Source organism: Streptomyces coerulescens, from assembly GCF_042657965.1.
GTDB lineage: Bacteria > Actinomycetota > Actinomycetes > Streptomycetales > Streptomycetaceae > Streptomyces > Streptomyces coerulescens.
The window spans coordinates 401,853-424,867 of record NZ_JBHSKM010000044.1; the positions used below are offsets into that span (position 1 = coordinate 401,853).

Below are 23,015 nucleotides of genomic sequence, written 5' to 3' on the forward strand. Positions count from 1 at the left end.
GGTGTCAGGGGATGAGGATGGCTCGGCCGCGTACCGCGCCGGTGTCCAGGTCGTCGAGGGCCTGCTGGAAGGAGGCGAGGGGGTAGCGCTGGGTGTGCAGGGTGACCTTGCCGCGGGCTGCCAGGACCATCAGCTCGGAGAGGTCGTTGTAAGAGCCCACGAGGTTGCCAATGAAGTTGATCTCCGTGGAGATGACGTCGATCGTCGGCACGTGGAGGTGGCCGCCGTAGCCGATGACGTAGTAGTTGCCGTTGCGGCGCAGACAGGCCACGCCCGTCTCGACGGCGCCCCCCTCCCCGACGAAGTCCAGTACGGCCTCCGCGCCGTGCCCCGCGGTGAGGTCCCGGACGCGGTCGGCTTCGCTGCCGTCCGCGAGAACTGTGTGGTCGGCGCCGAGTTCCTTGGCCAGCGCGAGGGCCTCGGGGCTGCGGTCGATGACGATCATCTCGACCGGCGAGAGGGCCCGCAGCACCTGGATGCCGATGTGCCCCAGTCCACCGGCGCCGATGACCACGGCCTTGTCGCCGGGCCACAGGGCCCGGGCCGCCTTGGCCGCGGCGTGGTACGCCGTGAGCCCGGCGTCGGCCAGGGCCGCCACCGAGGCCGGTTCCAGCGACCGGGCGAGGGGCACCACCGAGCGGGCGCTGGTCTTCAGATACTCGGCGTAGCCGCCGTCGGCGTCGATGCCGGGGAAGGCCGAATTCATGCAGTGCACGTCGTCGCCGGCCCGGCAGGCGCGGCACAGACCGCAGGTCACCAGCGGGTGCAGGATGACCGCGTCACCCGCCTCGACGTTGGTGACGGCCTCCCCGACCTCCGCCACCCAGCCGGCGTTCTCGTGACCGATGGTGTACGGGAGGGCGACGCCGCTCTTCTCCTTCCACTGTCCTTCGAGGATGTGCAGATCGGTCCGGCAGACCCCTGCGCCCCCGATCTTCACGATCACATCCAGCGGGCCGGTGATCTGCGGGTCCGGCACGTCCACGAGCACGGGTGGCTCGTCGTACTCGATGACCTGCACGGCTTTCATGGCGGCTCCCTGCGACTCGGCGGGTGGGGGGTGCGCCGATTACACAGGCGGCCGTTCGCAGGCCGATGTCTCAGAATCCGTCCGCGGATGTCTCAATGTGATACACGCCGTAGGCGTGAGGCCGCCTGGCTGTTCCAATCACTGCACCGAGGACTGTGACGCGCGCCGTACGGGAGTGTTAAATGCCCCGACACCAACCCGGGAACTCACTGAGAGTAGCCAGAGAGCTCTATCTGGAGGTCACCAACGATCCGAGCGCCCGGCCGCTCGTGGTCGCCTCATGGCAGCGCTCGATCGAGTACAAGGTGAAGTCGGGCAGCCTGGACGCTCCCTACCTGGACAACCCGAACCTGGAAAGCCCCCTGGCCAGGGCGGCACTGCCCATCCTGAACACGCTGCACGAACAGCTCGCCGACGACCCGGTGTCCACGATGATCACGGACCGGAACGGCGTCGTGCTGTCCCGGAAGGTGTCCCACGAGGGTCTGACGACGCACCTCAACCGCGTGCGTCTGGCCCCGGGGCACGTGTTCTCCGAGCGCTATGTGGGCACCAACGGCATCGGGACCGCGCTGGCCAGCGGCCGCCCGGTCGTGATCGCCGGAAGGCAGCACTACGTCGAAGAGTTGCGGGAGTTCCACTGCGCGGCCGTGCCGATCCTGCATCCGACCCGGGGCAGCCTGCTGGGAGCGTTCAACCTCACCACCATCCGTCAGGGCTCCGACGGCATGCTGATGGCCTTCGCCCGTTCGGTCGCGGCCCAGATCGAGGCCGAGATCGCGGCGATCACCTCGCGGCGCGAGCGGGCTCTCTTCCAGGACTACATGGAGGCGTGCTCCTCGGCGCGCCCGGGACCCGTGCTGGCGCTCAACCGCGATGTCGTCATGATGAACGAGCAGCTCAGTGCCGCCGTGACCGGGCCCGATCAGTATGCGCTGCTCGACCATGCCCGTGAGATCGCCGACCATCCCCGGCTGGAGGGGACCCGCAGCATCGCCCTGCCCTCGGGACGCGTCGCCGAACTCAGGGTCAGCCGCTGCCGACGCGAGGACAGCGACGCGGGCGCCGTGTTCCGCGTCCGGCTGATCGGACGGGCCCAGCCCACACCCGCGGCCTCCGCCGCGCCGGTCCGCTTCGACCTGGGGCTGGTGGGCTCGTCCCCGAACTGGTTGCGCACGGTCGCCGACAGCGAGTCGGCGTTCGCCGCCGGGACCTGGCTTCATCTCCTGGGCGAAGCCGGCGTCGGCAAGAGGACGCTGGTTCAGGCCCTGCACCGGGCCCACGGCGCCGGACGCCGGCTGGAGGTGCGGGAAGCGCCGCCGTCGGACTCACCTGCCGTCACCGAGCGCTGGCTGCACGACATCGGTGAGCTGCTCCTCGTACCGTCCAACGTTCTCCTTCTGAGCGATGTGCACCTCCTGGGCGACCAGCTACGGAGGCGGCTGACGGACCTGCTGGCGCCGAGGAACGACAGCGCGACCGCACAGCTGGTCATGACCAGCCAGCCGTCGATGGCCGGCGCCGACGACGGCCTCGACCATGTCTGCCGCGTCTCGGGCGAGGTCCCGGCGCTGCGCCATCGCCATGGGGACACCGAGCACCTCGCGCGATTCTTCCTGCGCAAGTACCGGCCGAGCGCAGACAGCAGGTTCTCCCCCGATGCACTGACCATGCTGCAGCGATGCCCCTGGCCGGAGAACGTCCGGCAGCTGGAGTCGGTGATACGGGGACTGGCCCGGCGCGCTTCGGGCCCGGTGATCCATGCGGAGGACCTGCCGCCGGAATGCCGGGTGTCGTCGAGCAAGGTCCTGACGACGATCGAGGCGCTGGAACGCGACGCCATTCTGCGCGGGTTGATGGACCGCAACGCCAACGTCCAGCGCACCGCACAGGACCTCGGGATCTCCCGCGCCACGATGTACCGCAAGATGCGCCGCTACGGGATCGTCCCCTCCAGCCTGACATGACCGGCCGGTCCCACACGCCTGCCGCGGCGGGCCTTGTCGCGTAGCAGGCCGCAGTTGCGCCGCCCCGGCGCCGAGCGATCGTCCGCGGTAACGGTCACGGTGTGGCGATCTCTCGTCGGCAGCACTCCAGGAATACGTCGCCGGCTTTGCCCATCTGCATCGCCACATCGTGGGCTCGCGCACCCCAATCGGCCGATTCAGTGGGGCGGTCAGCGGCAGCAAGGTCGCGTAGGTAGTCATTGCCTCCGTGCCAGCCGGCGAGCCACATCTGGTGAGCAGCGGTGCGCACCTCGTCCGTCGCGAAGAGAGCGACTTGGTTGTAGGCCTTGCGGTACGCCGTTCGCAGCTCTCGCCACCTGCTCTCGACTGCGGCCCACTGTGCGTCCCCGGAGGAGGTGGCGAGCAGCGGCAGTTCGGAGCGGATGAACTGGAGTGCTTCCTCCCCGGCCAGGGAGAGCTGGGCGTATGCGTTCAGCCGGGCATCGCGCAGCCAGTGCGCATGTTCCGCGGCGCGGCGCATCGCTTCGAGCTCGCGGGCATCGCGTCCCCGGCGCCGTTCGAGGTAGGCATTGGTCAAGAGGGTCAACACCACACCGCTGAGTGTTGCCACCACCGTGATCACCTGCGTCGTCGTCTCCACAGCTCCCCCGCCCCCGGACCTCGTCACAACGCCTGCGGTCATCTCCCTTCGTGAGTTTGCGACAGCGGGCAAGTGACGTACAGCGCTGAGGACTTGTGGAGCGATTTCGGTGAGGACGCTTCGGGGACGGACAGTCGGCTGGATCAAGCCGTTCCTCCACCGGCGGGGCGCTCAGGTGAGGAGTTCGGCGAGTTGGGCCATCTCGGTGGGTGGGTCGATCACCGGCTGGATGAGGAGTTCGTCGACGCCTGCCTGTTCCAGGGCGGTGATGCGGGTGCGGAGGTCGTCGTGGGTGCCGACGAGGGCCACGGCGTTCATCAGTGAGGGCAGGATCAGGTCCCGGTCCTGGGGTGCGATGCGTCCGAGGTAGTTCGGGTAGAGCTTGGTGTACCGGTCCGGTGCGGTGGCGGTGGTGCCGCGCCGCCGGAGGAGCTGTCGGACCGCCTCGCGTTGGTCGGGTGCGAGTTGCCCGGCGAAGGCGGGGGTGTCGGCGGCGAAGTCCAGCAGTGACAGGACGAGGTGACCTGTCGCGTCCCGGGCCGCGTCGCTACCGGCGTCCTCGTTGCCGTCCAGTAGGTGCAGCGCGGTGACCAGGTAGGAGTGGGTGCGGGAGTCGGGGGCGTAGAGGGTGCCCTGGGCGGCTTGGCGGCGGGCGGTGTGCAGCGCGTGCCAGGCGGTGGGGTCGAGCAGGCCGAAGGAGATGAGGCCCGTACCGCGGCGTCCGGCGACGGCTGCGGCTTTGGGCCCGTGCAGGGCGGCCACGACGAACTCGATCGGATCGGTGGTGTTCACGTGCGCCCCGGCGTGCAGGAACCGGATGTCGCGGACCCGGTCACCTTCGCGGTACTCGGTCGGGCGCCCGGCGCACAGATTCTGCAGGGCCGCGGTGAAGTTCTCCAGCGCGGCAGCCGTGGCCGGCGGCATGCCCAGGGTGCGCCGGGCGGTGTTCCCGGTGCCGACCCCGCAGATGATCCGGCCCGGTGCCAGGGCGTTGAGGCTGGCGAAGGCGCTCGCCGCGGCCGGGGCCGAGCGTAACGCCGGTGAGGTCACGCCGATACCGAGCCGGATGCGACGGGTGGCCTTCGCACACAGGCTCAGGGCGACGAAGGGGTCTCCGTGGACCATCGGGGAGTCATTGACCCAGAAGCTGCGCAGGCCCAACTCCTCGGCCTGCACGGCGAGATCCTCCACACCGGGCTGTGCGGAGACCACGACGCCTGTACGCATCAAACCTCCAAGGTACGAGGATCAGGATCGAGCTTGCTCATGCCGGCAGGTCCCAGAGCTGAAGCCCACGGCAAGGGAACAGTCGACACCCGGGAGAACGCCTGGCAGGCACACGTGAGTTCCGACCCGGGCAACAACGACGAGCAGGCCTCCAGTGAAGATCCACAGTGCTCCGGCACCCGACAGGGTATTGCGGCTAGATTGTGCGGTATCCGGCCAACTCTGGGAGATCTCATGTCAGTTCAACGTCCGCTCATCAACAGCAACGTGCCGCACTCCGCCCGCATCTGGAACTACTGGCTGGGCGGCAAGGACTGTTACGAGATCGACCAGCAGGTCGGCGACCAGATAGCCGAGGCCAACCCGGCCATCCTCGACATCGCCCGGGAGCAGCGGGCCTTCCTCGTCCGTGCCGTGGAGTACCTCGTCGCCGAGGCCGGTATCCGCCAGTTCCTGGACGTGGGAACAGGCCTGCCCACCGCGAACAACACCCACGAAGTCGCCCAACGACTCGTCCCCGAGACCCGGATCGTCTACACCGACCACGACCCGATCGTGCTGGCCCACGCCCAGGCCCTGCTGACCAGCACCCGCGAAGGCGCCACCGACTACATCGACGCCGACCTGCGCAACCCCGACGCCATCCTGGAACACGCGGCCAAGACACTCGACTTCACCCAGCCGGTGGCCCTGGTGCTGCTGGGAATCACCGCGCACGTCACCGACGACTCCGCCTACGCGATAGTCGGCCGTCTGGTGGACGCCCTGCCCTCCGGCAGCTACCTCGTGCTCTGCGACGACACCGAGGTCCTCAACCCCGAGCAGATGCGCCTGATGATCGAGCAGTGGAACGAGGCGAGCGACAACCCCCGTATCAATCGCAGCCCGGAACAACTCGCCCGGTTCTTCGACGGTCTGGAACTGCTGGAACCCGGCCTCGTCTCGGTCTCGCGCTGGCGCCCCGCGACCACTGGTTCCCAACTGCCTGCCGAGGTCGACGACTTCGGCGGCGTAGCACGCAAGCCGTAGCGTGCCACGACGCGCCCCGTCGTCCCCGCCGCCGCGGCCCAAGCCGGAGAGCGCTGGCCGGGACGACGTGAGCCCCGGCTGCCTTCTGAAGAAGCTGGCCCTGTGGACCGGACTCAAGAAGCTGGCCCTGTGGACCGGACTCGCCCTCTGCGTCGCCTTCATCGCCTGGGTGGCGTGGGGGTTCCTCCACTTCGACCACGCCATCGACCATCCCGGCGAGGGCGGCTTCTCCGGCTGGCAGTGCGATACCGGCCGAGACTGCGGCTCCTGACGTCCAGGGCGGCAGGCCGACAGGGCGGCGGGAGCGCCCGTGATGGGACCGGGAGTTGGGCCGACCCCTGTACGCGGCCGAACCTCTAGAGATCTTTAAAAGCTGAGGGTTCTGCGGTTGGAGGTTGATCCCGGTCTTGCCGATGAGGCTCCCGATGAGGCGGAGGCGTTCCTGCATCCGTTTCAGCCGTGTCCGCACCAACCCGGTGAGTTGGTCGAGGCTGTGTTCGGTGGCTGGTTGAAAGCCCGCGTGCGGCGTTCCGGGATCCGCTGCCGTTCAGAGGAATCCCCTTGGGCTCGGCTCATGCGGATGGCCGCCGGAATCGCGACCACGGCTTCCGGCCTGCGGTATGGAGAGCGATCGCGCAGGCCAGCACCACCACGATCAGGGCGCCCGAAAAAAGCGTGCCCGCGAACGGGGTATCAGGGCCGGGTTCGGTGAACGGGGAGGCGCGGACCTGGGGCCACTTCACGACCACGTCGCCCGAGGCGTCGAGGTAGGCCAGCGCGCCGGCGAAGCGGTCCACCGCCCAGAACAGGCCGCGCCGGTCCTGCGGGGTGTGGGCCGGTGAAGGCAGCGGACCCAGCTCGATCGTGCCGACACGGTCGGCGGGCACCGCGTCCGGGAAGTAGGTGATCAGCAGCTTGCGGGCCGCGGTCGCCTGGCTGACCAGGTAGCCGTCGGCCAGCTGCGCGTATCCGGACGGTACCTCGATCAGCCGCCCCGTGACCCGGTCGTACACGCCCGCGTCACCGCCGGGCCCGCAGGACCAGTAGATCCAGCGGCCCACCACCTGCAGCTCCCCGGGAACGCAGGGGGCGCCGACGGACTCCGTGCCCGCTTCTTTGAGGGACGGCAGGGAGACCGCGGAGACTGTGCCGCGTTTGCTGCCCGGCGTCCACAGGGTGCTGTCCCACAGGGCCGCGGGCTGCCGGGGACCGCTGCTCAGTACCTTGTTCCCGTCCCGCACCTCCTGGTTGCCGGTTCCTACGGGGCAGATCTTCTGGTCCGACGGGCGGACCACCCGGTAGGGACCGGCGGCCGCGACGACGTGCCCGACCCCGCACACGCTGTGGGCGACGGAGGACTCACCCGTGGCGGTGAGACGCAGACAGTCCTCGTAGCACGGCTGATGCCAACCCGCGCTCATGGCGTCGATGTAGGGCTCTTGGTCCGGCACGTCGTACCCCAGGTCGCCCAGCGCCTCGGGCGGTCCGGCGGTCAACGTCCCGTCCGCCGCAAGGGAGAGCTTGGACGCGGTGAGGAAGGTGTTGCCCTCGCCCGGTTCGGCCGCGTTCTCCGTGGCGAACAGCAGCCGCCCGTGGTCGAGTGCCATGCCGCCGACCTCCCACTCCGTGACCGCAGGCAGTGGCCCGACCGGCATGGCGACCGGAGTGCCGTCGTCGGCGAGCGTGATGCGCTGCACCGCCCAGTGCTCTTTGTCGCTGCCACCCTCGACGTACAGGCTGCCGTCCCGGGCGCTCACGAAATGGCGGGTGGAGCTGGGCAGCAGCGTTCGGACCGTTCCGCCCACGAGGGGTGCGGCGTGGACCGTGCCTTCGGCGAGTTCGACGTAGACCAGCCAGTCGCCGAGCGTCCGCGTCGCGCCCACGTCAAATTGGCCGTGGTACGCGTTCTCGTGTCCGGGGATTGCGTCGATGCGGGTTCCGGGTTTGTTCGGATGATCGCGGTCGACGAGGTACATATGCAGTTTCTTGATCTCGTTCTTGGAAGCCTCGTGGTCCTCTTCAGTGGTTTGGAAGAGGACCTTGTCGCTGCCGAGGTTCTGGACGGACAGCCCGTCGTAGCCGTTCACATAGGCCAGACGGGCTGTCTCGAAGTCCAGCAGCGCAGTGCGCCGGGTATCGAACTGCCATACGGCGCCGCCTACCGGCTCGTAAGAGAGCACTCCGCCGCGGTCGTCCGAAGCCGCACCGTGGACGAAGACGCCGTCGTCGTCGGCCACAGCACGGTCGAGGTCGTCCTCGACTCCGGACACTTGACGATCCGTCGGCTGCCCGCCGCCCTCGGGGACTTCGAGCAGGTGCAGGGTTCGCTCGCCGTCGACCACGCGCTGGGTCAGCAGACGGTTCTCGGCGAACACCTCGGTGGCCGTGTCGGTCGCGGGCAGCTCCACGCGTACGACCTCGCCGGTCGCGTAGTGACGGATCCGGTAGGTGTTCGTCTCCCGGACCCGTTCGAGCCCGAAACCGCCGCTGACAGCCACCGGATTGGGCAGGCCCTCGACGGTCGAGCCGTCGTGACCGACCCACGTCGTTAGGCTCGACGGGGCGGCAGGCGATGGCGACGACAGATAGCCGGAGCTGTCCACGGCTTTCAGGTGCGCCGGCATTTTTGCCACGGGTGCCGCCCGAAGCGTGACGGACGGCATCTCCTCGCCGTCCGTCACGGCCGCCGAGGCCGGCGTCCAGGTCAGCAGCCCGGCTCCTACCGCCAGCGCCACCGCGCCGACGGCGAGTCCCGCCCTGCCCCTTCGTCCACTTCCTCGCCCTGCACGCACCACGCGCCCCCTGAGCACTTGAATGCCGTCGACCGGCCGTCCGACCGGTCCGACCCACGGCACGGGGAACAGGTTGCGTCCTCCTGGCGGAAAGATCCGAACTGACCCAGGTCCATGCGAAGTAGACACTCGGCCGCCACGTGCCGTACTTGCGTGAGCCGTCCAGCGTTCATCCCGCCGGAATCGGCCAGAGACACCTACTGAGCAAGCTATGAGAGATCACGCACGGCGAGGTTGCGGCGGTTGGAGGTCGAGCCCGGTCTTGGCGATGAGACCCTCGATGAGGCGGGGCGGCACCGCATCCGTTTCAGCCGCGTCTCCACCAGCGCGGTGAGCTGGTCGAGGCTGTGTTTGGTGAGGTTGGCCGGCGACCTCTTCAGGTGCGACCACACACCCTCGACGGGGTTGAGCTCGGGAGCGTACGGCGGTAGCTGGTAGACGGTCAGCCATGATCGGGCGGCGATCAGCTCGTGCATGGTGCGGCTGACGTGCGTGTTCAAGTTGTCCCGGACCAGAACGATGGGGCCGCCGAGCTGCTGGTGCGCGGCATCCAGCAGGCGGGCGTAGTCGGTCTCGATGAAGCCCTTGCGACGACCCTTGGCGGGACCACGGTCGAGGTGGATGCGGTAGATCAGCCGTGGTCAGTGACCGGCCTTGGTGCAGATCAGCGCCGCCATCGAGACACGTTTGGTGCCTGCGGCGGTGACCCTTCACGACCCGGGGTGCGGCCTCGGCGGCCCCAGGTGCGGCCCTTGGGCGGCCTCAAGCCCTGACCTGCCTCGTCCTCGAAGTTGACCCAGGCGCCCAAGTCCGCCGCCCTCTTTTTATGACGGACCACCGCTCGTCCTTCCAGACGGCGATCTTCGACTCGTCCCGCTCGGCGGCCTTCCGGCCCGGGACCTGTACGCTCCAGCCAATGCGGTGCAGCGGCAGGTCCAGCCCGGCCAGGGTGTACTCGGCCCCGAACCAGCGGCGCACGACCTCGCCGATGCGGGCCAACGTCCAGCACTGGTCACTCCAGCCCCACGCGGCCGGACCGGCCTCCAACACCGCCTCCAGCAAGCGCAGTTGACCGGCATCGAGCTTGCAGCGGGCGCCACCGGGACCCTTGGAGGCCAGCGCCTGGCGGCCACCCGAGGCCAAGGCCCGGCGCCAGCGGTTCGCCGACATCCGGGTCACCCGGAACCGCCGGGCCACCTCCCGGTCACTGGCCCCCCGCCTCGATCAAGTCAGCCGCCGCGAACCGGACTTGCTCACGCCGATCCCGCTCCTCGGCCGTCAGCCCACCGCCATCGGGATACCTCATCCCTCCGGCATAGCGCGGCCCACGACCACCGTCACGACCCGACGTAACCCCAGCCGTGAAAGATCTCTAGCTCGTGCCGGCAGGCGGATCGGCGTACACGCCGTGCAGCATGCCCGTGGCCTGCCCCACCTCGATGAGATAGCCGTCCGGGTCACGCAAATAGCACCGCAACTCGGCCCCGCGGTCGATCGGCGGCGTCAGGAATTCGGCGCCCTTCGCGCTCCACTCTCGGTGAGTCGCCTCGATGTCTGCGGCACGGAGGTTGAGGAAGCTGCTGACCGTGCTCGGGTCGGTGGGCGGGCGCAGCGTGACATCCGGCTTGTCCGGGGTGGGGCCGCCGCCCGGGTTCATGATGATCCATCCGTTGGCGAGCCTGATGGTGCAGGGATTCTCCTCGAGAATCACCTCGCCGCCGAGAACGTCGCTGTAAAAGGCGCGAGAACGGGCCACATCGGCCACCGTCAGAAAATGAGTGAGCAAGAGCCCTGAATCCGGGGCCGGAAAACCGTCACGCTGCACGTGAGACCTCCAGATGAATTGGATCTTCCCGTCATGGTGGCGGACCGGCGTCCGAGCGCACGGATCAACACGGCCCGGAAGGGAAGCACCCGCACACCTGCCATCCGACACCCCGCAGCCTCGTGCCCGCGCCGGCGGCGCTGGGCAGGGCGGTGCGGGGCAGGACGTGGCGGCCCTGGCCGATCACCTGGTCAGCCTCAAGCCGCCACCACTAGCCCACCCGAGTCCTCCAGACCACCCGGACGCGATCCCGGCGGTGCGTCCCGCCGCCCCGCGCCCGTCCGATGGGCCATGTTGCTGAACGTCGAACCGATCGATCGGTACGGCCGGACGCAAAGGAGGCCCGCGGTGGGTGAGCTGTACATCGACGGTGAGTGGACACAGGCTGCGGCCGGTGCGCGGAGAGAGGTGGTCAACCCCTACGACGCCTCCGTCGTCACCACGGTCGACGAGGCCGACGCCACCGACGTGGACCGCGCCGTGCGCGCCGCCCGGCGTGCCTTCGACAAGGGCGACTGGGCGAACGCCCCCTCGCGGGACCGGGCCGACCTGCTGCTGCGCGTCCGCGACCTGTTGCTGCGGGACAAGGAGGACATCGCCCGTACGGAGACACTCGACACCGGCAAGACGCTGACCGAGGGCCGGATCGATGTGGAGGACGTGGCGAACGCCTTCCGCTACTTCGCCGAACTCACGGGCAAGGACGGCGGCAGGGTCGTGGACGTGGGCCCGGATGTCCTCAGCCGTATCGTCTACCAGCCGGTCGGGGTGTGCGCGCTCATCGCGCCCTGGAACTACCCGCTGCTCCAGGCGTCCTGGAAGGTGGCTCCTGCCCTGGCCGCCGGCAACACCTTCGTCCTGAAGCCGAGCGAGATCACTCCGCTCACCACGATCGCCATGGTGCGGCTCATCGAGGAGGCCGGCGCACCGCCCGGCGTCGCCAACCTGGTGCTCGGCTCCGGGGCCACCGTCGGGGCCGCCCTCACCAGCCACCCCGACGTCGACCTGGTGTCCTTCACCGGCGGCCTGTCGACCGGGCGGTCCATCATGGCCGGCGCCGCCCAGGGGCCGAGGAACATCGCACTGGAGCTGGGCGGCAAGAATCCGAACATCGTGTTCGCGGACGCCGACTTCGACGCCGCCGTGGACTACGCACTGGACGCCGCCTTTCTGCACTCCGGGCAGGTCTGCTCGGCCGGTTCGCGGCTCATGGTCGAGGACTCGTTGCACGACCGGTTCGTCGAGGCCTACGCCGAGCGCGCGCGGTCGATCCGGCTGGGCAACGGCCTGGAAGACAGCACCGAGAGCGGCCCGCTGAGTTCCGCCGAGCATCGCCAGAAGGTCGAGAGCTACATCGCCGTAGGACGGGAGGAGGGCGCTCGGCTCGTCACCGGCGGGACCCGCCCCGACGATCCCGCCCTGAGCCGGGGCTTCTTCCTGCTGCCGACGATCTTCGCGGACTGCGACCGGTCCATGCGCATCGTCCAGGAGGAGGTCTTCGGGCCGGTGGTCACCGTGGAGCGCTTCCGCACCGAGGACGAGGCGGTGGAGCTGGCCAACGACACCCGCTACGGCCTGGCCGGCGGCGTGTGGACCTCCGACGCGAGCCGCGCCCAGCGCGTCGCACAGCGGCTGCGCCACGGCACCGTGTGGATCAATGACTTCCATCCCTATGTGCCCCAGGCCGAGTGGGGCGGATTCGGCCGCTCAGGTGTCGGACGGGAACTGGGCCCCACGGGGTTTCGCGAGTACCAGGAGGCGAAGCACATCTACCAGAACCTCGCCCCCGCTCGCTCCGGCTGGTTCAAGGGCTGACCCTCCCGGCTGCTCAGCGCCCGTGCACAGCGGCGCGACGACCACCACAGACCGGCCGTGCGCCCCTCTGCGCAACGGCGACGAAGAAGGACACCGCATGGCACCCACTACCGCGGACGGCGCCGAGTCCGCCCACGACTACGTCATCGGCGGCGGCACCGCCGGCTGTGTGCTCGCCGCCCGCCCGAGCGAGGACCCCCACCGCCGCGTCCGCGACATCGAGGGCGGCCCCAGCGACGTAGGCGACGAACGCGTCCTGCGCCGCATGGGCGCCCCGGACGACCCGATGGCCTTCTGCGACCCGGAGTTGAGAGTGCGCGGCGGTGAGGGCGGACGGATCGTCGAGGGCGTACGGATCGTCGAAGCGTCGGTGTCCCCGGCGATGCCCACCATCAACCCCATGGTGACCGTCCCGCTCGCCGCCGAACGCGCAGCAGACCTGATCACCGCCGGACCGGAGGCGCGGCCATGACCGGCACCCAACCCCCCGTACCCGCACCCGCGTCCGGCGTCCCGGGCGCGGAGCCCGGCTCGGAGTTCCGCAAGGACATGGGCCCCTGGGCCAACTTCGCCCTGGGCTTCACCTACCTCTCCCCCGTGGTGAGCACGTACACCCTCTTCGGCACCGCGATCGTCGAGGGTGGACCGCCGATGGTCTGGGCGTTCCTGATCGCCGGCTGCGGGCAGTTCCTCGTCGCGCTGATCTTCGGCGAGATCGTCGCCCAATACCCCATCGCGGGCGGCGTCTACCCCTGGGCCCGGCGGCTGTGGGGCAAGCGCTGGGCGTGGATGACCGGCTGGGTGTACATGTGGGCCCTGCTGGTGACCATCACATCCGTCGCGTACGGTGCCGGCCCCTACATCGCCATCCTCTTCGGCTTCGATGCCACCGTGCACACCACCGTGCTGTGCACCGCCGTGCTCATCGTCGTCGCCATCCTCATCAACTACATGGGCACCAAGGCGCTGTCGGGGGCGGCCGTCATCGGATTCGCCGGCGAGCTCATCGGCGCCCTCGTCGTCGGGATCTACCTGCTGACCACTCACCGCCACCACGGCCTCGGCGTCATCTTCGACACCTACGGCACCGAGCAGAACGGCTCCTACCTCCCGGCGTTCCTGGCGGCCGCCATCATCGGCCTCTACCAGTACTACGGCTTCGAGGCGTGCGGCGACACCGCCGAGGAGGTCGCCCATCCCGGCCGGGTCATCCCCCGCGCGATGCGCCGGACCATCTACATCGGCGGCGCCGCGGCCACGTTCACCTGCATGTCGCTGTTGCTGTCGGTCACGGACTTCAACGCGATCATCTCCGGCGAACAGGCCGACCCGGTGGTGGACGTGCTGTTCGACGCCATGGGCGAGACCGGGGCCCGGCTGGTGATGGCCGTGGTACTGATCTCCTTCCTGTCCTGCACCATCAGCCTCCAGGCCGCCGCCGGGCGACTCATCTACTCCTACGCCCGTGACGAGATGATCGTCGGCCACCAGCTGCTGCGACGCTTCTCGCACGCACGCGCGGTACCCGGCTACGCCCTGTTCGTGTCCGCGGCGGTGCCCCTCCTCATCGCCTTCGCCTCACTGCTCTCCGAGGACGCCCTCACCAACATCGTCTCCTTCGCGATCCTCGGCATCTACGGCTCGTTCCAGATGGTCGTCCTGGCCGCACTGCGCGCCCGCCTCAAGGGCTGGCACCCGGCAGGAGAGTTCACCCTGGGCCGCTGGGGCCTCGCCGTGAACGTCGCGGCTCTCGTCTACGGCATCCTCGCCATCATCAACATCTCCTGGGCCCGCACCCCGGAGAAGCCCTGGTGGGAGAACTGGATCGTCCTGCTGTGCGGCGCGGTCGTCGTGGCCTCCGGCCTGCTCTACATGTTCACCACCCATCACTACGGCCGCGGGGACGCCCCGGCCGGTGACGCCGTACCGGATGAGCGAGCACCGTCCGCCGGCTCACCCAAGTAGCTCCGCGCGGTGTTCCGTCTCCTTGGCGTCCGGCCACGGAGCCCGCGCAAAAAGCAGGTGGCGGACCACGGCGGCCGCTGCTACTTTCGCGGAGGCCGTGCGAGAGAAAGAGGAGGTGGTACCCGTGAACGTATCGACATGGGTGCTCTCCTCCAGGGTCACGGTCGGGCAGTAGGTCGTCCGGGAGCGCCGTTCACAGCGCATTCCCGAAAGGTACGACCATGTCCCTTCACTTCACTTCCGAGCAGCGCCTCGACGACGGCGTCCTCGAACGCGAATTCACCCTCGGTGAGGTCCCCGGCATCCTGTGGACGCCCGGGTCCGCGCCGGCGCCGCTGATCCTGCTCGGCCACCCCCCGCTCGGCCTGCAGAAGATGTACCCCCGGCTGGTGGCGCGGGCCCGGCACGCCGCGGCGGATGGTTTCGCCTCGGCCACCATCGAGCTCCCCGGCAGCGGTGACCGGCCCCGTTGGGCCGCCGCCGAGCAGGCCCGCGCCGAACAGGCACGCGCCGACCTGCGCCGGGCCAAGGAAGCCGGCGAGCCGGTCAGCGACGAGATCATCGACGCCCTCGTCCTCCCTCTCGTCGACAAGGCGGTCCCGGAATGGCGGGCCGCCCTTGACGCCCTTCTGTCACTGCCCGAGATCGGCGGCCCGGTCGGGTACTCGGGCGGGGTGATCTCCATCGGCGTTCGCCTTGCGGCGGTCGAGCCGCGCATCGTGGCCGCCGTCCTCTTCGCCGGGAGTTTCGTGCCTCGCACCATGTTCGAAGAGGCCCGCCAGGTCACCACTCCGCTGCACGTCCTGCTGCAGTGGGACGACGAAGGGAACGACCGGCAGGCGGCCCTGGACCTGTTCGACGCCTTCGGCTCCAAGGAGAAGTCCCTGCACGCCAATATGGGCGGCCACACCGGCGTCCCGAGTTACGCGGGGGACGCCGCGGCCCAGTTCTTCGCCCGGCACCTGAAGTGACGCCGGGCCGCCGGGCCGGTCTCCGAGGAAGTCGACGAAGCCAAGAGTGACAACACCGACACCGAAGGGTCCGGCGGCGTCCAGTGGGAGGGGACGCCGCCCGGCCCGTGCCGGTGTCAGGTGGACTTTGGCCGTTCGGGGGCACACGGGAGGGGACGGTGACATGGGGCGCCGTAGGCAGGGGCGCGCCTGCGGGCGGGTGGGCGCCGGACCGATCAGCTGGGAGGCAAGAGGTGGATGGGTCGCAGGACGCGGGAGCCGTTCGAAGAGAGACCGTTCCGGTCGCTTCCGCCGCGCTGTCCCGGGCGCTGGACGCCATAGGCGCCGGAGCCTACGTCGTGGACGAGCGGGGATGCATCATCGCGGTGAACTCCGGCGCCGAGGACCTGCTGGGCCGGTCCTCCGACGACCTCATCGGCTATGACGCGCACGACCTGCTGCACCGAGGCCCGCACGGCCAGCCGTTGCCGCGGAGCCAGTGCGCCATGCGGCAGGCCTTCCACGCCGGCCGCCCCGCCCAGGCCGACGAGGACTACTTCGCGCTGGCCGACGGCACCGTGCGGCCCATCTCCTGGCTGATCACGCCGTACGACATCGGCGACGACCAAGCCTGCACCCTGGTCGTCTTCCACACTCGGGAGAACGGGCAGGAGACGAACTCTCCACCGGCATCACCGGACTCCGGCCTGCCCGAGTTGCAACGGCTGGCCCTGTTGGCGGAAGCCACCGCGCAGCTGACCTCCACGCTCGACACCGACGAGGCGATGCGACGGCTGACCGACCTCGTGGTGCCCCGGCTCGCGGACTGGGTGATCGTCGATCTGCTCACCGAACGCGACGAGGTGTGGCGCGCTGTCGTCGTCCACGCGGACGGCGACAAGCTCACACACCACGAGGACCTCCAGGGGCCGATGCCGCCGGTGCTGGAAGAGTCCCTGATGCCCCTGTCGCGCGCCCTGCGCGGAGTGGCCTCCACGGTGACCGGGCCCGAGACGTACCACCAGGTGCCGGACTCCGGCATCGCGGTCGAGCAGCGCCGCCTGTTCGACAGGACGGGGATGCACTCGGCGGCCATCGCACCCATCCACGGCACGCGCGAGGTACTGGGCGCCCTGACCCTGGGCCGCGCCGAAGCACCGGTGGCCTTCACCATCGCCGATCTTCCGCTGGTCGAGGACATCGCGCGCCGCGCCGGTCTCGCCCTGGACAACGCCCGCCTGTACCAGCGCCAGCGCAAGGTCGCCGAGACCATGCAGAACCATCTGCTGCCGCAGATGCCGGGCGTCCCGGGCCTGCAGATGACAGCCCGCTACCTGCCCGCGCCCGACGCCTCGCAGGTGGGCGGTGACTGGTACGACGCCTTCCCGCTGTCCGACGGAGCCACCGCCCTGGCCATCGGCGACGTCGTCGGCCACGACCTGGAGGCGGCGGCCGGCATGGCGCAGGTGCGCAACATGCTGCGCGCCTACGCCTGGGCGCAGCACGAACCCCCGAGCCGGATCGTGGAACGGCTCGACGAGGCGCTGGAGCACATCACCGACGTGAGCATGGCTACCATGATCTTCGCCCGGATCGAGGTGTTGGGCGATGGCCACTGGCAGCTGTCCTGGACCAACGCGGGCCATCCTCCGCCGCTGTTGATCGGCCGGGACGGCGTGGCCCGCTATCTCGACGCCGGCCACGGTGTCGCCCTGGGCACGGGGCTGCGCACCTCGCGACCGGACGCCGAAGTGGTGCTGCGGCCCGGGTCCACCCTGGTGCTGTACACCGATGGCCTCGTCGAGGATCCCGGCGTCGTCATCGACGTGGGCCTGAACCGTCTGCGCCGCCACTCGGCGGCCCTCGTACACCGCCCCCTCACGGCCTTCGCCGACCAGATCGTGCGCCGCGTCCGCCCCACCGACAACGACGACGACGTGGCCCTTCTCGCCCTGCGCGCACCCGCGTGACCCTGCTGGCGTGAGGCCGCGCGCAGTCAGCAGTCCTGGATCCGACGCTGCCGCACCTTGCCTCCCCGACCCGAGGCCGTCACAGGGGCCTGGTGAAGACGACCATCGGCCGGCCGGGACCGTCGTAGTCCTCCACCACGCGGGCGTCGAAGCCGAGCGTCCGGTGGAAGGCGATCGACCCCTCGTTGGTGACCGAAGTGATCGCCTTGAGGCGGACCGCACCTTGGCCGCGGGCCACCTCGGCGAAGTGCGTGTGCAGGCGGCGCCCGAGGCCCGTGCCGCGGCTGTCGTCCCGGATGGCGATCAAGTGGACGTATCCGGTGTGGTCCGGTGTGACGAAGCCGAGGAGGTAGCCGCGGATGCCGTCCTCGGCGCGGGCGACGACGCAGGTGGCGCCAAACTCCCGCACCAGCACGGGCTGATGGAGGGCACGCAGGTCCCGCTCGCCCCAGTAGCGTGCATGGTCCTGCAGCACCTGGTGGAGGTCGTTGACATCGGCGGGGACTATCTCGAGCGGCATGGGGCGATCATGGCATGAGCGCCCTGCCGCAGCGGGCTGTCACCGGGCCTGTTCCGCTCAGGTGCGGGACAGAGTGGACCGCAGGCCCTCGACGAGGTCCTTCTTCGAGACCTTGCCGACCGGTGAGAGAGGGAAGCTGTCGTACACCTGGACGTACTCGGGAAGCTTGTGGCGTGCGAGTTCGAACTGGGTGAGGTGCGAGACGAGTTCGGACAGATCGAGTGTCGCTCCGGGTCTCAGCACGACGCATGCGCACATCCGCTCGCCGAGGACGGCGTCCTCGACCGGCACGCAGGCGACGTTCAGCACCGCGGGGTGCGTGAGGATGAGGTTCTCCACCTCTTCGGCGGAGATCTTCTCCCCTCCGCGGTTGATCAGGTCCTTCTTCCGGCCGGCGACGACGTAATTGCCCGACGGGTGCTTCCACATGAGGTCACCCGACATGTAGAAGCCGTCGGGCGAGAACGCCGTCTTGTTGTGTTCGGCGGCGTTGTAGTAGCCGCGCAGTGTGTACGGACCGCGGGTCCACAGCTCGCCCACCTCGCCGTCCGGCACGTCCTGGCCGTCCTCATCGACGATGCGTACCTCGTCGTCGGGGCACACCGGCCGGCCGACCGTTTCGAGACGGATCTCTGCCGGGTCGTCCAGTCGGACGAACATCAGCAGGCCCTCCGCCATCCCGAAGTTCTCCTGCACGAGAGCTCGGCTGAAGACCTTCTCGGCTCGAATCCGGGTTTCGGGTTGCAGACGCTGCCCACCGCTCTGGATGACGCGGACCGACGAGAGATCGAAGCGGGCGGCCTGCTCGTCGTTGATCATCTTGATGAGCAGGGCCGGTACGACATGCATGTGGGTGACGCCGTCGGATTCGATGCGCCGGAAGATGTTCTCCGCGCGGGTCGACCTGCTCAGGGCGACCGTCGCACCGTTGAACAAGAAGCCCTGGAGCCCGGGACAGGCCAGCGGCAGATTGTGCGCCAGGGGCAGCACATCGAGCAGGACGTCGCCCTCCTGGATGTCGACGACCGACGCGGCCAGCTCCGAATTGAAGGCGTAGTCGTTGTGACTGCGCGGGATCAGCTTGGGGATTCCGGTGGTGCCGCCGGAGAGCTGGAACACGGCCGGGTCCTCGGGGTCGATCTCCGCTCGCAGAGCCGCGAGGTCTTCCGCCGAGCGCACAGGCTCCGCCTCCAGCAGGTCCTCGACGCGCAGGCTGCGGCGCTGCCCGGCGTCGGAGCCCTGCTCCGTCTGCTCCTCGCTGCCCTGCATGATGTGCAGGTTCAGCGACGGCTGCTGGTCGGCGATCCGGGCGAAGATGTCACGGAAATCCGCGTCCTTGGCGGTGACGGGGGAAGCGAGGGCGACGGCTCCCGACAGCCGCACGAACTGTTCCACCTCCCGGTAGCGATGCGAGGGCAGAGCCATGATGGGAATGGCCCCGATGTGCTGCAGCGCCAGGTAGAGGGAGACGAACGCGATGGTGTTCGGCAACTGCATCACAACCCGGTCGCGCGGGCGGATTCCCTCATCGGCGAGCACGCGGGCCAGCTTCTCGGATCGGTGCGCCAGCTCGGCGTAGGTGAGCGACTCCGTGTCGTCGACGAGCGCGGTCCGGTTCCCGTAGTCGCGGAATGCCTCTTCGTACCTTTCGATCAGTGGCCGGTCTCGCCAGTAGCCCTTGTCACGGTATGCGGCGGCGAAATCCGGGGGGAAAGGAGTCACATGGTCGAGCTTCATCAGGCGGACCTCTCCGGCTGTGTTCCCAAGGCCCGGGCGGGAACCGGGGAATCTGCTGTGGCGGACGTACTGGATTCCGTGTTGACGATCACGTCATGAATGAGACGCCGGTACTCCTGGAATCGTGGCATGGCCTTGACTTCGAGTGCATCACGCGGCCGGGGAATATCGACGACCACCTCGGCGACCACATGACTCGGACGAGGCGATAGGACAATGACACGGTCGGCCAGGAAAACCGCCTCATCGATATCGTGCGTGATGAGAAGGGTGGCCAGGCCGAGCTCCGTGCTGATGGAGGCGGTCATCGCCTCCAGCCTCATCCTCGTCTGAGCGTCTACCGAGGCGAAAGGCTCGTCCATCAGCAGCAGGTTCGGACTGGTGGCTATGGCCCGTGCTATCGCCACCCGTTGCTGCATTCCGCCGGACAGCTGCCAGGGATAGTGCTCCGGGACATCGGCCAGGTGCACTCGCTGGAGGGCCTCCTCGGCCCGCGCGCGGCGTTCCGGCTTGGGCAACTCGGTCAGCCCGAACTCGACATTGCGTCGCACGGAGAGCCACGGGAAAAGACTCCTGTTGTACTCCTGGAACACGACGGCGACGTCGTCCGGAACGCCGTCGACCGGCTCTCCGTTGTACCTCAGCTTTCCGCTGTCCGGCTTGAGGAGGCCGCACAGACAGCGCAGCAAGGTGGTCTTGCCGCATCCCGAGGGGCCCACAATGGCTACGAACTCCCCTTTGGCGATGGAGAGGTTGATGTCTCCCACGGCCGGCGTGACCGACCCGTTGCGGTGCGGGAAGCTCCTGGCGATGCCCTGTGCTTCCAACAGCGCGGCCGGCCCGGCCGTCACGGCCCCGGTCCCGGGGTTCGCATCCTTGACGGATTCAGGCATGATTGCGTCCTTTCATTCCCTCGAACCACACCAGCGCACGCCGTTCGGCAGCTGAGAAGAGCAGGGTCAGCAGCCAACCGGTGAAGGCCAGAATCAGGACGCCGGCGTACATGGGCGTCAGGGCGTAAAGCCGCTGACTCTGCAGAATGAGGTAGCCGAGACCGGAGGACGAGGCGATCATTTCGCTGATCACCATGAGGATCAGCGACAGGGCGAGCCCGATGCGCAGTCCGCTGGTGATCTGGGGCAGCGCCGCGGGAAGGGCGGCGCGCCTCAGTACGGCGGTCGCGCGTCCGGAGGTGTACACCCGTGCGCTGTCGATGTAACCGGCCTCGACGCGGCGTAGGCCGTCGGTCGTGTTCAGCAGGACCGGCCAGCAGGCCCCCAGAGCGATGACCACGACACGCAGGGTGTCGCTCGCGCCGAAGGCCACCACCGCGATCGGGACCAGGGCCGGCGGCGGCACCGCCCGCAGGAACTCCAACGGCGGCCGCAGCCATGGGTCCAGGCTCCGCCACCATCCGAGCACGATGCCCACGGTGACCCCGATGAACGATCCGAGGGCGAAGCCGAGCAGTGCCCGCAGTACGGAGGGCAGTACATCGCTGGTCAGGCGCTCGTCGGTGAGGATCGCGACCACTTCGGCCGCGACGTCGCTGAAGGGCGGCAGCAGCCCGGTGGTGTCGTTGCGGCCGGCGAGTTGCCATCCGGCGAGCAGGAGCAGGAAGGCCGTGAAGCTCGCTGCACTGCGCGCCAGATCCCTCACCCGACGGCCACGATGCCGGGCGGGCGTCCGCCCTGCTGCCACCGGTTTCCGCGGTGGTCGAAGCGTTGTGTTCGGCGTCATCGTCGCCCCTCCGTGCTCTGCTGCTGCCATCCGGCGAGCCGGTTCTCCCCGGCAACGAACAGGGCGTTGACGGTCAGGCCCAGCACTCCTGAGATCAGGACGGCCGCGAAGGCAGCGGCGTCGTCACCTCCCTGCTGAGCCTGCGTGAGGTATTGCCCGAGACCGGGGCTCCCGGTGACGATCTCCGCGGCGACGGCCACGACCACTCCCAGACTCGCGGCCAGGCGGACACCCGTGGCGATGGCGGGCGCGGTCGCGGGCAGAGAGACGCGGACGGCGATCTCTCTGCGTGACAGCCCGAGCATCCTGGCACTGTCGATCATGAGAGGGTCGATGGCCCGCACTCCATGCCGGGTTCCGATCAGCACCGGCCAGAGGCAGGCGAATCCGATCAGGAACACCTGCATGCCTATTTCGAGGCCGAAGCTGATCACCGCGACCGGCACGAGCGCCACCGCGGGCACCGGCCGCAGGAACTCGACCGTGACCTTCGCGAGGGAGTCGGCCCACCGGGATGCCCCGAGCGCCATGCCGGCCGGGATGCCCACCGCGCAGGCGCTCAGCAGGCCGAGGGCCCAGGCGTGCAGTGTGTCGCCGGTCGCTGTCCCCAGGGAGCCGGAGAACACTTCCTGGAAGGCCGACGTGACGATGGCGATCGTCGACGGCATGGCTTCATCGGGGAAAACACCTGAGGCTCGGCCGGCCTCATAGAGCACGACCAGCAACAGCAGCCCTGTCAGGCCCTTGCCGACATGGACCAGGCGGTGTCGCATCGGGCTGCTGCCGCGGCTACTTCTGCTGAACGTAGGCACCAGAGACGTCGACGTCACCCTTCACCGCCCCTTCCTCCCGTAGCACGTCGGCCCAGTTCTGCCAGCCCTTTTGCGTGACGGTGGACTTCCAGGTGGGCATGTTGATCGCCTTGGCGAGCTCGGCCGGCACGGCCGTGTACGTCGGCACGATGGCGCGCGCCTCGTCAGGGTGCTCACGGGTGTAGGCGACGGCCGCATCCATGGCCCGCTGGAACGCGGCGACGACCTCCGGGTTGCCCTTGACGAAGGCCTCCGAGCCGAGCGAGACGGTGTGGGGCCAGTCGGTGGTCTGCCCCTCGGCGTTGGAGATCAGGGTGTGCAGCCTCTTGTCCTGCTCCGCCCCCGTGGCGAAGGGTTCCGTCATGTCGGCCGCAACCACCTGCCCCGACGTGAGGGCCTCCTTCATCTGCGGAAACGGGATCTCGACGAACTCGACCTCGGACGGATCCACACCCTTGGAGCGCAGGGCGGTGCGAAGGGTGAGATCGGGCAGCTGGAAGAGCGTGTCCACCGCGACCTTCTTCCCTTCGAGATCCTCGGGGTCCTTGAGAGTGGTGGCGAGCAGTCTCAGGGGAGAGTCGGCCGGATCCTCGTTCGCCGTGCTGAGGACGCTCACTCCGACAACAGGGACGCCGTTGCTCCGGGCCGCGAGCACGGCCGGCGCATTCAGAATGGTGAAGTCCGCCTCGCCGCCGACCACAGAGGGAACCGCGGCGGCCGCCTCCACGTACTTCAGGGTCACGTCCAGACCCTCGTCGGCGAAGAAGCCCTTGCGTTGCGCGATCTCCACCGGAACTGTCGCGGAGACCTTGAGTGAGGCGACGGTGACGGCCGTCTTGCCGGAGCTGTCCTTACCGGCCTTCTCCCCGACGCCGGTCCCAGGTGCGCATGCGGCAAGAACCAGGCCAGTAGTGAGGAAGAAGCCGGCTGAGCGTTTCAGCAGCATCCCAGAGCCTCCAGTCGCGTCTTCGCGATTAGTACCTACTTGAGTAGTAA

The 23,015-nt window shown here is 69.0% G+C and carries 19 protein-coding genes and 2 pseudogenes; 8 read left to right on the top strand and 13 right to left on the bottom strand.

What is annotated here, in order from left to right; translation table 11 throughout:
• Positions 1 to 4 precede the first annotated feature (4 nt).
• Positions 5 to 1,030, bottom strand: a complete 1,026-nt coding sequence (locus ACFPQ9_RS39195) for an NAD(P)-dependent alcohol dehydrogenase (RefSeq protein ID WP_380864100.1) — start codon at positions 1,028 to 1,030, stop codon at positions 5 to 7.
• Positions 1,031 to 1,212: 182 nt separating this feature from the next.
• On the opposite strand from ACFPQ9_RS39195, the gene ACFPQ9_RS39200 reads away from it, so the two are divergent.
• Positions 1,213 to 2,997: a sigma-54-dependent Fis family transcriptional regulator gene (locus ACFPQ9_RS39200; RefSeq protein WP_380864102.1), complete on the top strand. Its 1,785-nt coding sequence runs from the start codon at positions 1,213 to 1,215 to the stop codon at positions 2,995 to 2,997.
• Between the two features lie 94 nt (positions 2,998 to 3,091).
• On the opposite strand, the gene ACFPQ9_RS39205 is transcribed toward ACFPQ9_RS39200, so the two are convergent.
• Together ACFPQ9_RS39205 and ACFPQ9_RS39210 are read right to left on the bottom strand one after the other, a co-directional pair.
• Complete coding sequence (locus ACFPQ9_RS39205; protein ID WP_380864105.1) at positions 3,092 to 3,637, bottom strand: hypothetical protein; 546 nt, start codon at positions 3,635 to 3,637, stop codon at positions 3,092 to 3,094.
• Between the two features lie 171 nt (positions 3,638 to 3,808).
• Positions 3,809 to 4,864: an LLM class flavin-dependent oxidoreductase gene (locus ACFPQ9_RS39210; RefSeq protein WP_380864108.1), complete on the bottom strand. Its 1,056-nt coding sequence runs from the start codon at positions 4,862 to 4,864 to the stop codon at positions 3,809 to 3,811.
• Positions 4,865 to 5,098: 234 nt separating this feature from the next.
• Here ACFPQ9_RS39210 and ACFPQ9_RS39215 point away from each other — a divergent pair, with 234 nt between their 5' ends.
• Both ACFPQ9_RS39215 and ACFPQ9_RS39220 read left to right on the top strand, forming a co-directional pair.
• Positions 5,099 to 5,893, top strand: a complete 795-nt coding sequence (locus ACFPQ9_RS39215; protein ID WP_380864110.1) for an SAM-dependent methyltransferase — start codon at positions 5,099 to 5,101, stop codon at positions 5,891 to 5,893.
• Positions 5,894 to 5,960: 67 nt separating this feature from the next.
• Entirely contained in the window at positions 5,961 to 6,164 is a 204-nt protein-coding gene (locus tag ACFPQ9_RS39220) for a hypothetical protein (RefSeq protein WP_380864112.1), read from the top strand.
• Between the two features lie 114 nt (positions 6,165 to 6,278).
• On the opposite strand, the pseudogene ACFPQ9_RS44750 reads toward ACFPQ9_RS39220, so the two are convergent.
• The 4 genes and pseudogenes from ACFPQ9_RS44750 to ACFPQ9_RS39240 form a co-directional block, all read right to left on the bottom strand.
• A pseudogene (locus ACFPQ9_RS44750) lies at positions 6,279 to 6,395 on the bottom strand (IS630 family transposase); the annotation flags it as partial.
• A gap of 70 nt (positions 6,396 to 6,465) precedes the next feature.
• Positions 6,466 to 8,628: a hypothetical protein gene (locus ACFPQ9_RS39225; protein ID WP_380864114.1), complete on the bottom strand. Its 2,163-nt coding sequence runs from the start codon at positions 8,626 to 8,628 to the stop codon at positions 6,466 to 6,468.
• A 276-nt stretch (positions 8,629 to 8,904) separates the two neighbouring features.
• Positions 8,905 to 9,991 (bottom strand): annotated as a pseudogene (locus ACFPQ9_RS44755) (IS630 family transposase).
• A gap of 66 nt (positions 9,992 to 10,057) precedes the next feature.
• Positions 10,058 to 10,510 carry a VOC family protein gene (locus ACFPQ9_RS39240; protein WP_380864119.1) on the bottom strand — a complete coding sequence of 151 codons (453 nt, stop codon included), beginning with the start codon at positions 10,508 to 10,510 and terminating at the stop codon, positions 10,058 to 10,060.
• Positions 10,511 to 10,858: 348 nt separating this feature from the next.
• Between ACFPQ9_RS39240 and ACFPQ9_RS39245 the strand changes: the two genes are divergently transcribed.
• From ACFPQ9_RS39245 to ACFPQ9_RS39270, 5 genes are all read left to right on the top strand, one after another.
• The gene (locus ACFPQ9_RS39245) at positions 10,859 to 12,325 is read left to right on the top strand and encodes an aldehyde dehydrogenase family protein (RefSeq protein ID WP_380864121.1); all 1,467 of its coding nucleotides are present in this window, start codon (positions 10,859 to 10,861) and stop codon (positions 12,323 to 12,325) included.
• Positions 12,326 to 12,422: 97 nt separating this feature from the next.
• Positions 12,423 to 12,797 (top strand): GMC oxidoreductase, encoded by a 375-nt coding sequence (locus ACFPQ9_RS44760; RefSeq protein ID WP_465269608.1) that lies wholly within the window; start codon positions 12,423 to 12,425, stop codon positions 12,795 to 12,797.
• Positions 12,794 to 14,290 carry an APC family permease gene (locus ACFPQ9_RS39260; RefSeq protein WP_380864124.1) on the top strand — a complete coding sequence of 499 codons (1,497 nt, stop codon included), beginning with the start codon at positions 12,794 to 12,796 and terminating at the stop codon, positions 14,288 to 14,290. Before ACFPQ9_RS44760 ends, ACFPQ9_RS39260 begins: the two co-directional genes overlap by 4 nt.
• Positions 14,291 to 14,511: 221 nt before the next feature.
• Positions 14,512 to 15,261 (top strand): dienelactone hydrolase family protein, encoded by a 750-nt coding sequence (locus ACFPQ9_RS39265; protein WP_380864127.1) that lies wholly within the window; start codon positions 14,512 to 14,514, stop codon positions 15,259 to 15,261.
• Between the two features lie 233 nt (positions 15,262 to 15,494).
• Positions 15,495 to 17,210: a SpoIIE family protein phosphatase gene (locus ACFPQ9_RS39270; RefSeq protein ID WP_380864129.1), complete on the top strand. Its 1,716-nt coding sequence runs from the start codon at positions 15,495 to 15,497 to the stop codon at positions 17,208 to 17,210.
• A gap of 79 nt (positions 17,211 to 17,289) precedes the next feature.
• Here ACFPQ9_RS39270 and ACFPQ9_RS39275 read toward each other — a convergent pair whose 3' ends face one another.
• The 6 genes from ACFPQ9_RS39275 to ACFPQ9_RS39300 form a co-directional block, all read right to left on the bottom strand.
• Entirely contained in the window at positions 17,290 to 17,730 is a 441-nt protein-coding gene (locus ACFPQ9_RS39275; protein WP_380864132.1) for a GNAT family N-acetyltransferase, read from the bottom strand.
• A 57-nt stretch (positions 17,731 to 17,787) separates the two neighbouring features.
• Positions 17,788 to 19,452, bottom strand: coding sequence for a (2,3-dihydroxybenzoyl)adenylate synthase (locus tag ACFPQ9_RS39280; protein WP_380864134.1), 1,665 nt, complete (start codon positions 19,450 to 19,452; stop codon positions 17,788 to 17,790).
• A gap of 14 nt (positions 19,453 to 19,466) precedes the next feature.
• Entirely contained in the window at positions 19,467 to 20,360 is an 894-nt protein-coding gene (locus tag ACFPQ9_RS39285) for an ABC transporter ATP-binding protein (protein WP_380864136.1), read from the bottom strand.
• Positions 20,353 to 21,126: an ABC transporter permease gene (locus ACFPQ9_RS39290; RefSeq protein ID WP_380864138.1), complete on the bottom strand. Its 774-nt coding sequence runs from the start codon at positions 21,124 to 21,126 to the stop codon at positions 20,353 to 20,355. Before ACFPQ9_RS39290 ends, ACFPQ9_RS39285 begins: the two co-directional genes overlap by 8 nt.
• 77 nt (positions 21,127 to 21,203) lie before the next feature.
• Complete coding sequence (locus ACFPQ9_RS39295; RefSeq protein WP_380864141.1) at positions 21,204 to 21,980, bottom strand: ABC transporter permease; 777 nt, start codon at positions 21,978 to 21,980, stop codon at positions 21,204 to 21,206.
• A gap of 16 nt (positions 21,981 to 21,996) precedes the next feature.
• On the bottom strand, positions 21,997 to 22,965 hold the full coding sequence (locus ACFPQ9_RS39300) for an ABC transporter substrate-binding protein (protein WP_380864144.1): 969 nt from the start codon (positions 22,963 to 22,965) through the stop codon (positions 21,997 to 21,999).
• Between the last annotated feature and the right edge of the window lie 50 nt (positions 22,966 to 23,015).

Coding starts and splice junctions, on each gene's coding strand:
- ACFPQ9_RS39195 (WP_380864100.1), bottom strand. CDS start 1,030: ATGAAAGCCGTGCAGGTCATCGAGTACGACGAGCCACCCGTGCTCGTG.
- ACFPQ9_RS39215 (WP_380864110.1), top strand. CDS start 5,099: ATGTCAGTTCAACGTCCGCTCATCAACAGCAACGTGCCGCACTCCGCC.
- ACFPQ9_RS39275 (WP_380864132.1), bottom strand. CDS start 17,730: ATGCCGCTCGAGATAGTCCCCGCCGATGTCAACGACCTCCACCAGGTG.
- ACFPQ9_RS39260 (WP_380864124.1), top strand. CDS start 12,794: ATGACCGGCACCCAACCCCCCGTACCCGCACCCGCGTCCGGCGTCCCG.
- ACFPQ9_RS39200 (WP_380864102.1), top strand. CDS start 1,213: ATGCCCCGACACCAACCCGGGAACTCACTGAGAGTAGCCAGAGAGCTC.
- ACFPQ9_RS39285 (WP_380864136.1), bottom strand. CDS start 20,360: ATGCCTGAATCCGTCAAGGATGCGAACCCCGGGACCGGGGCCGTGACG.
- ACFPQ9_RS44760 (WP_465269608.1), top strand. CDS start 12,423: ATGGCACCCACTACCGCGGACGGCGCCGAGTCCGCCCACGACTACGTC.
- ACFPQ9_RS39295 (WP_380864141.1), bottom strand. CDS start 21,980: ATGCGACACCGCCTGGTCCATGTCGGCAAGGGCCTGACAGGGCTGCTG.
- ACFPQ9_RS39210 (WP_380864108.1), bottom strand. CDS start 4,864: ATGCGTACAGGCGTCGTGGTCTCCGCACAGCCCGGTGTGGAGGATCTC.
- ACFPQ9_RS39300 (WP_380864144.1), bottom strand. CDS start 22,965: ATGCTGCTGAAACGCTCAGCCGGCTTCTTCCTCACTACTGGCCTGGTT.
- ACFPQ9_RS39265 (WP_380864127.1), top strand. CDS start 14,512: ATGTCCCTTCACTTCACTTCCGAGCAGCGCCTCGACGACGGCGTCCTC.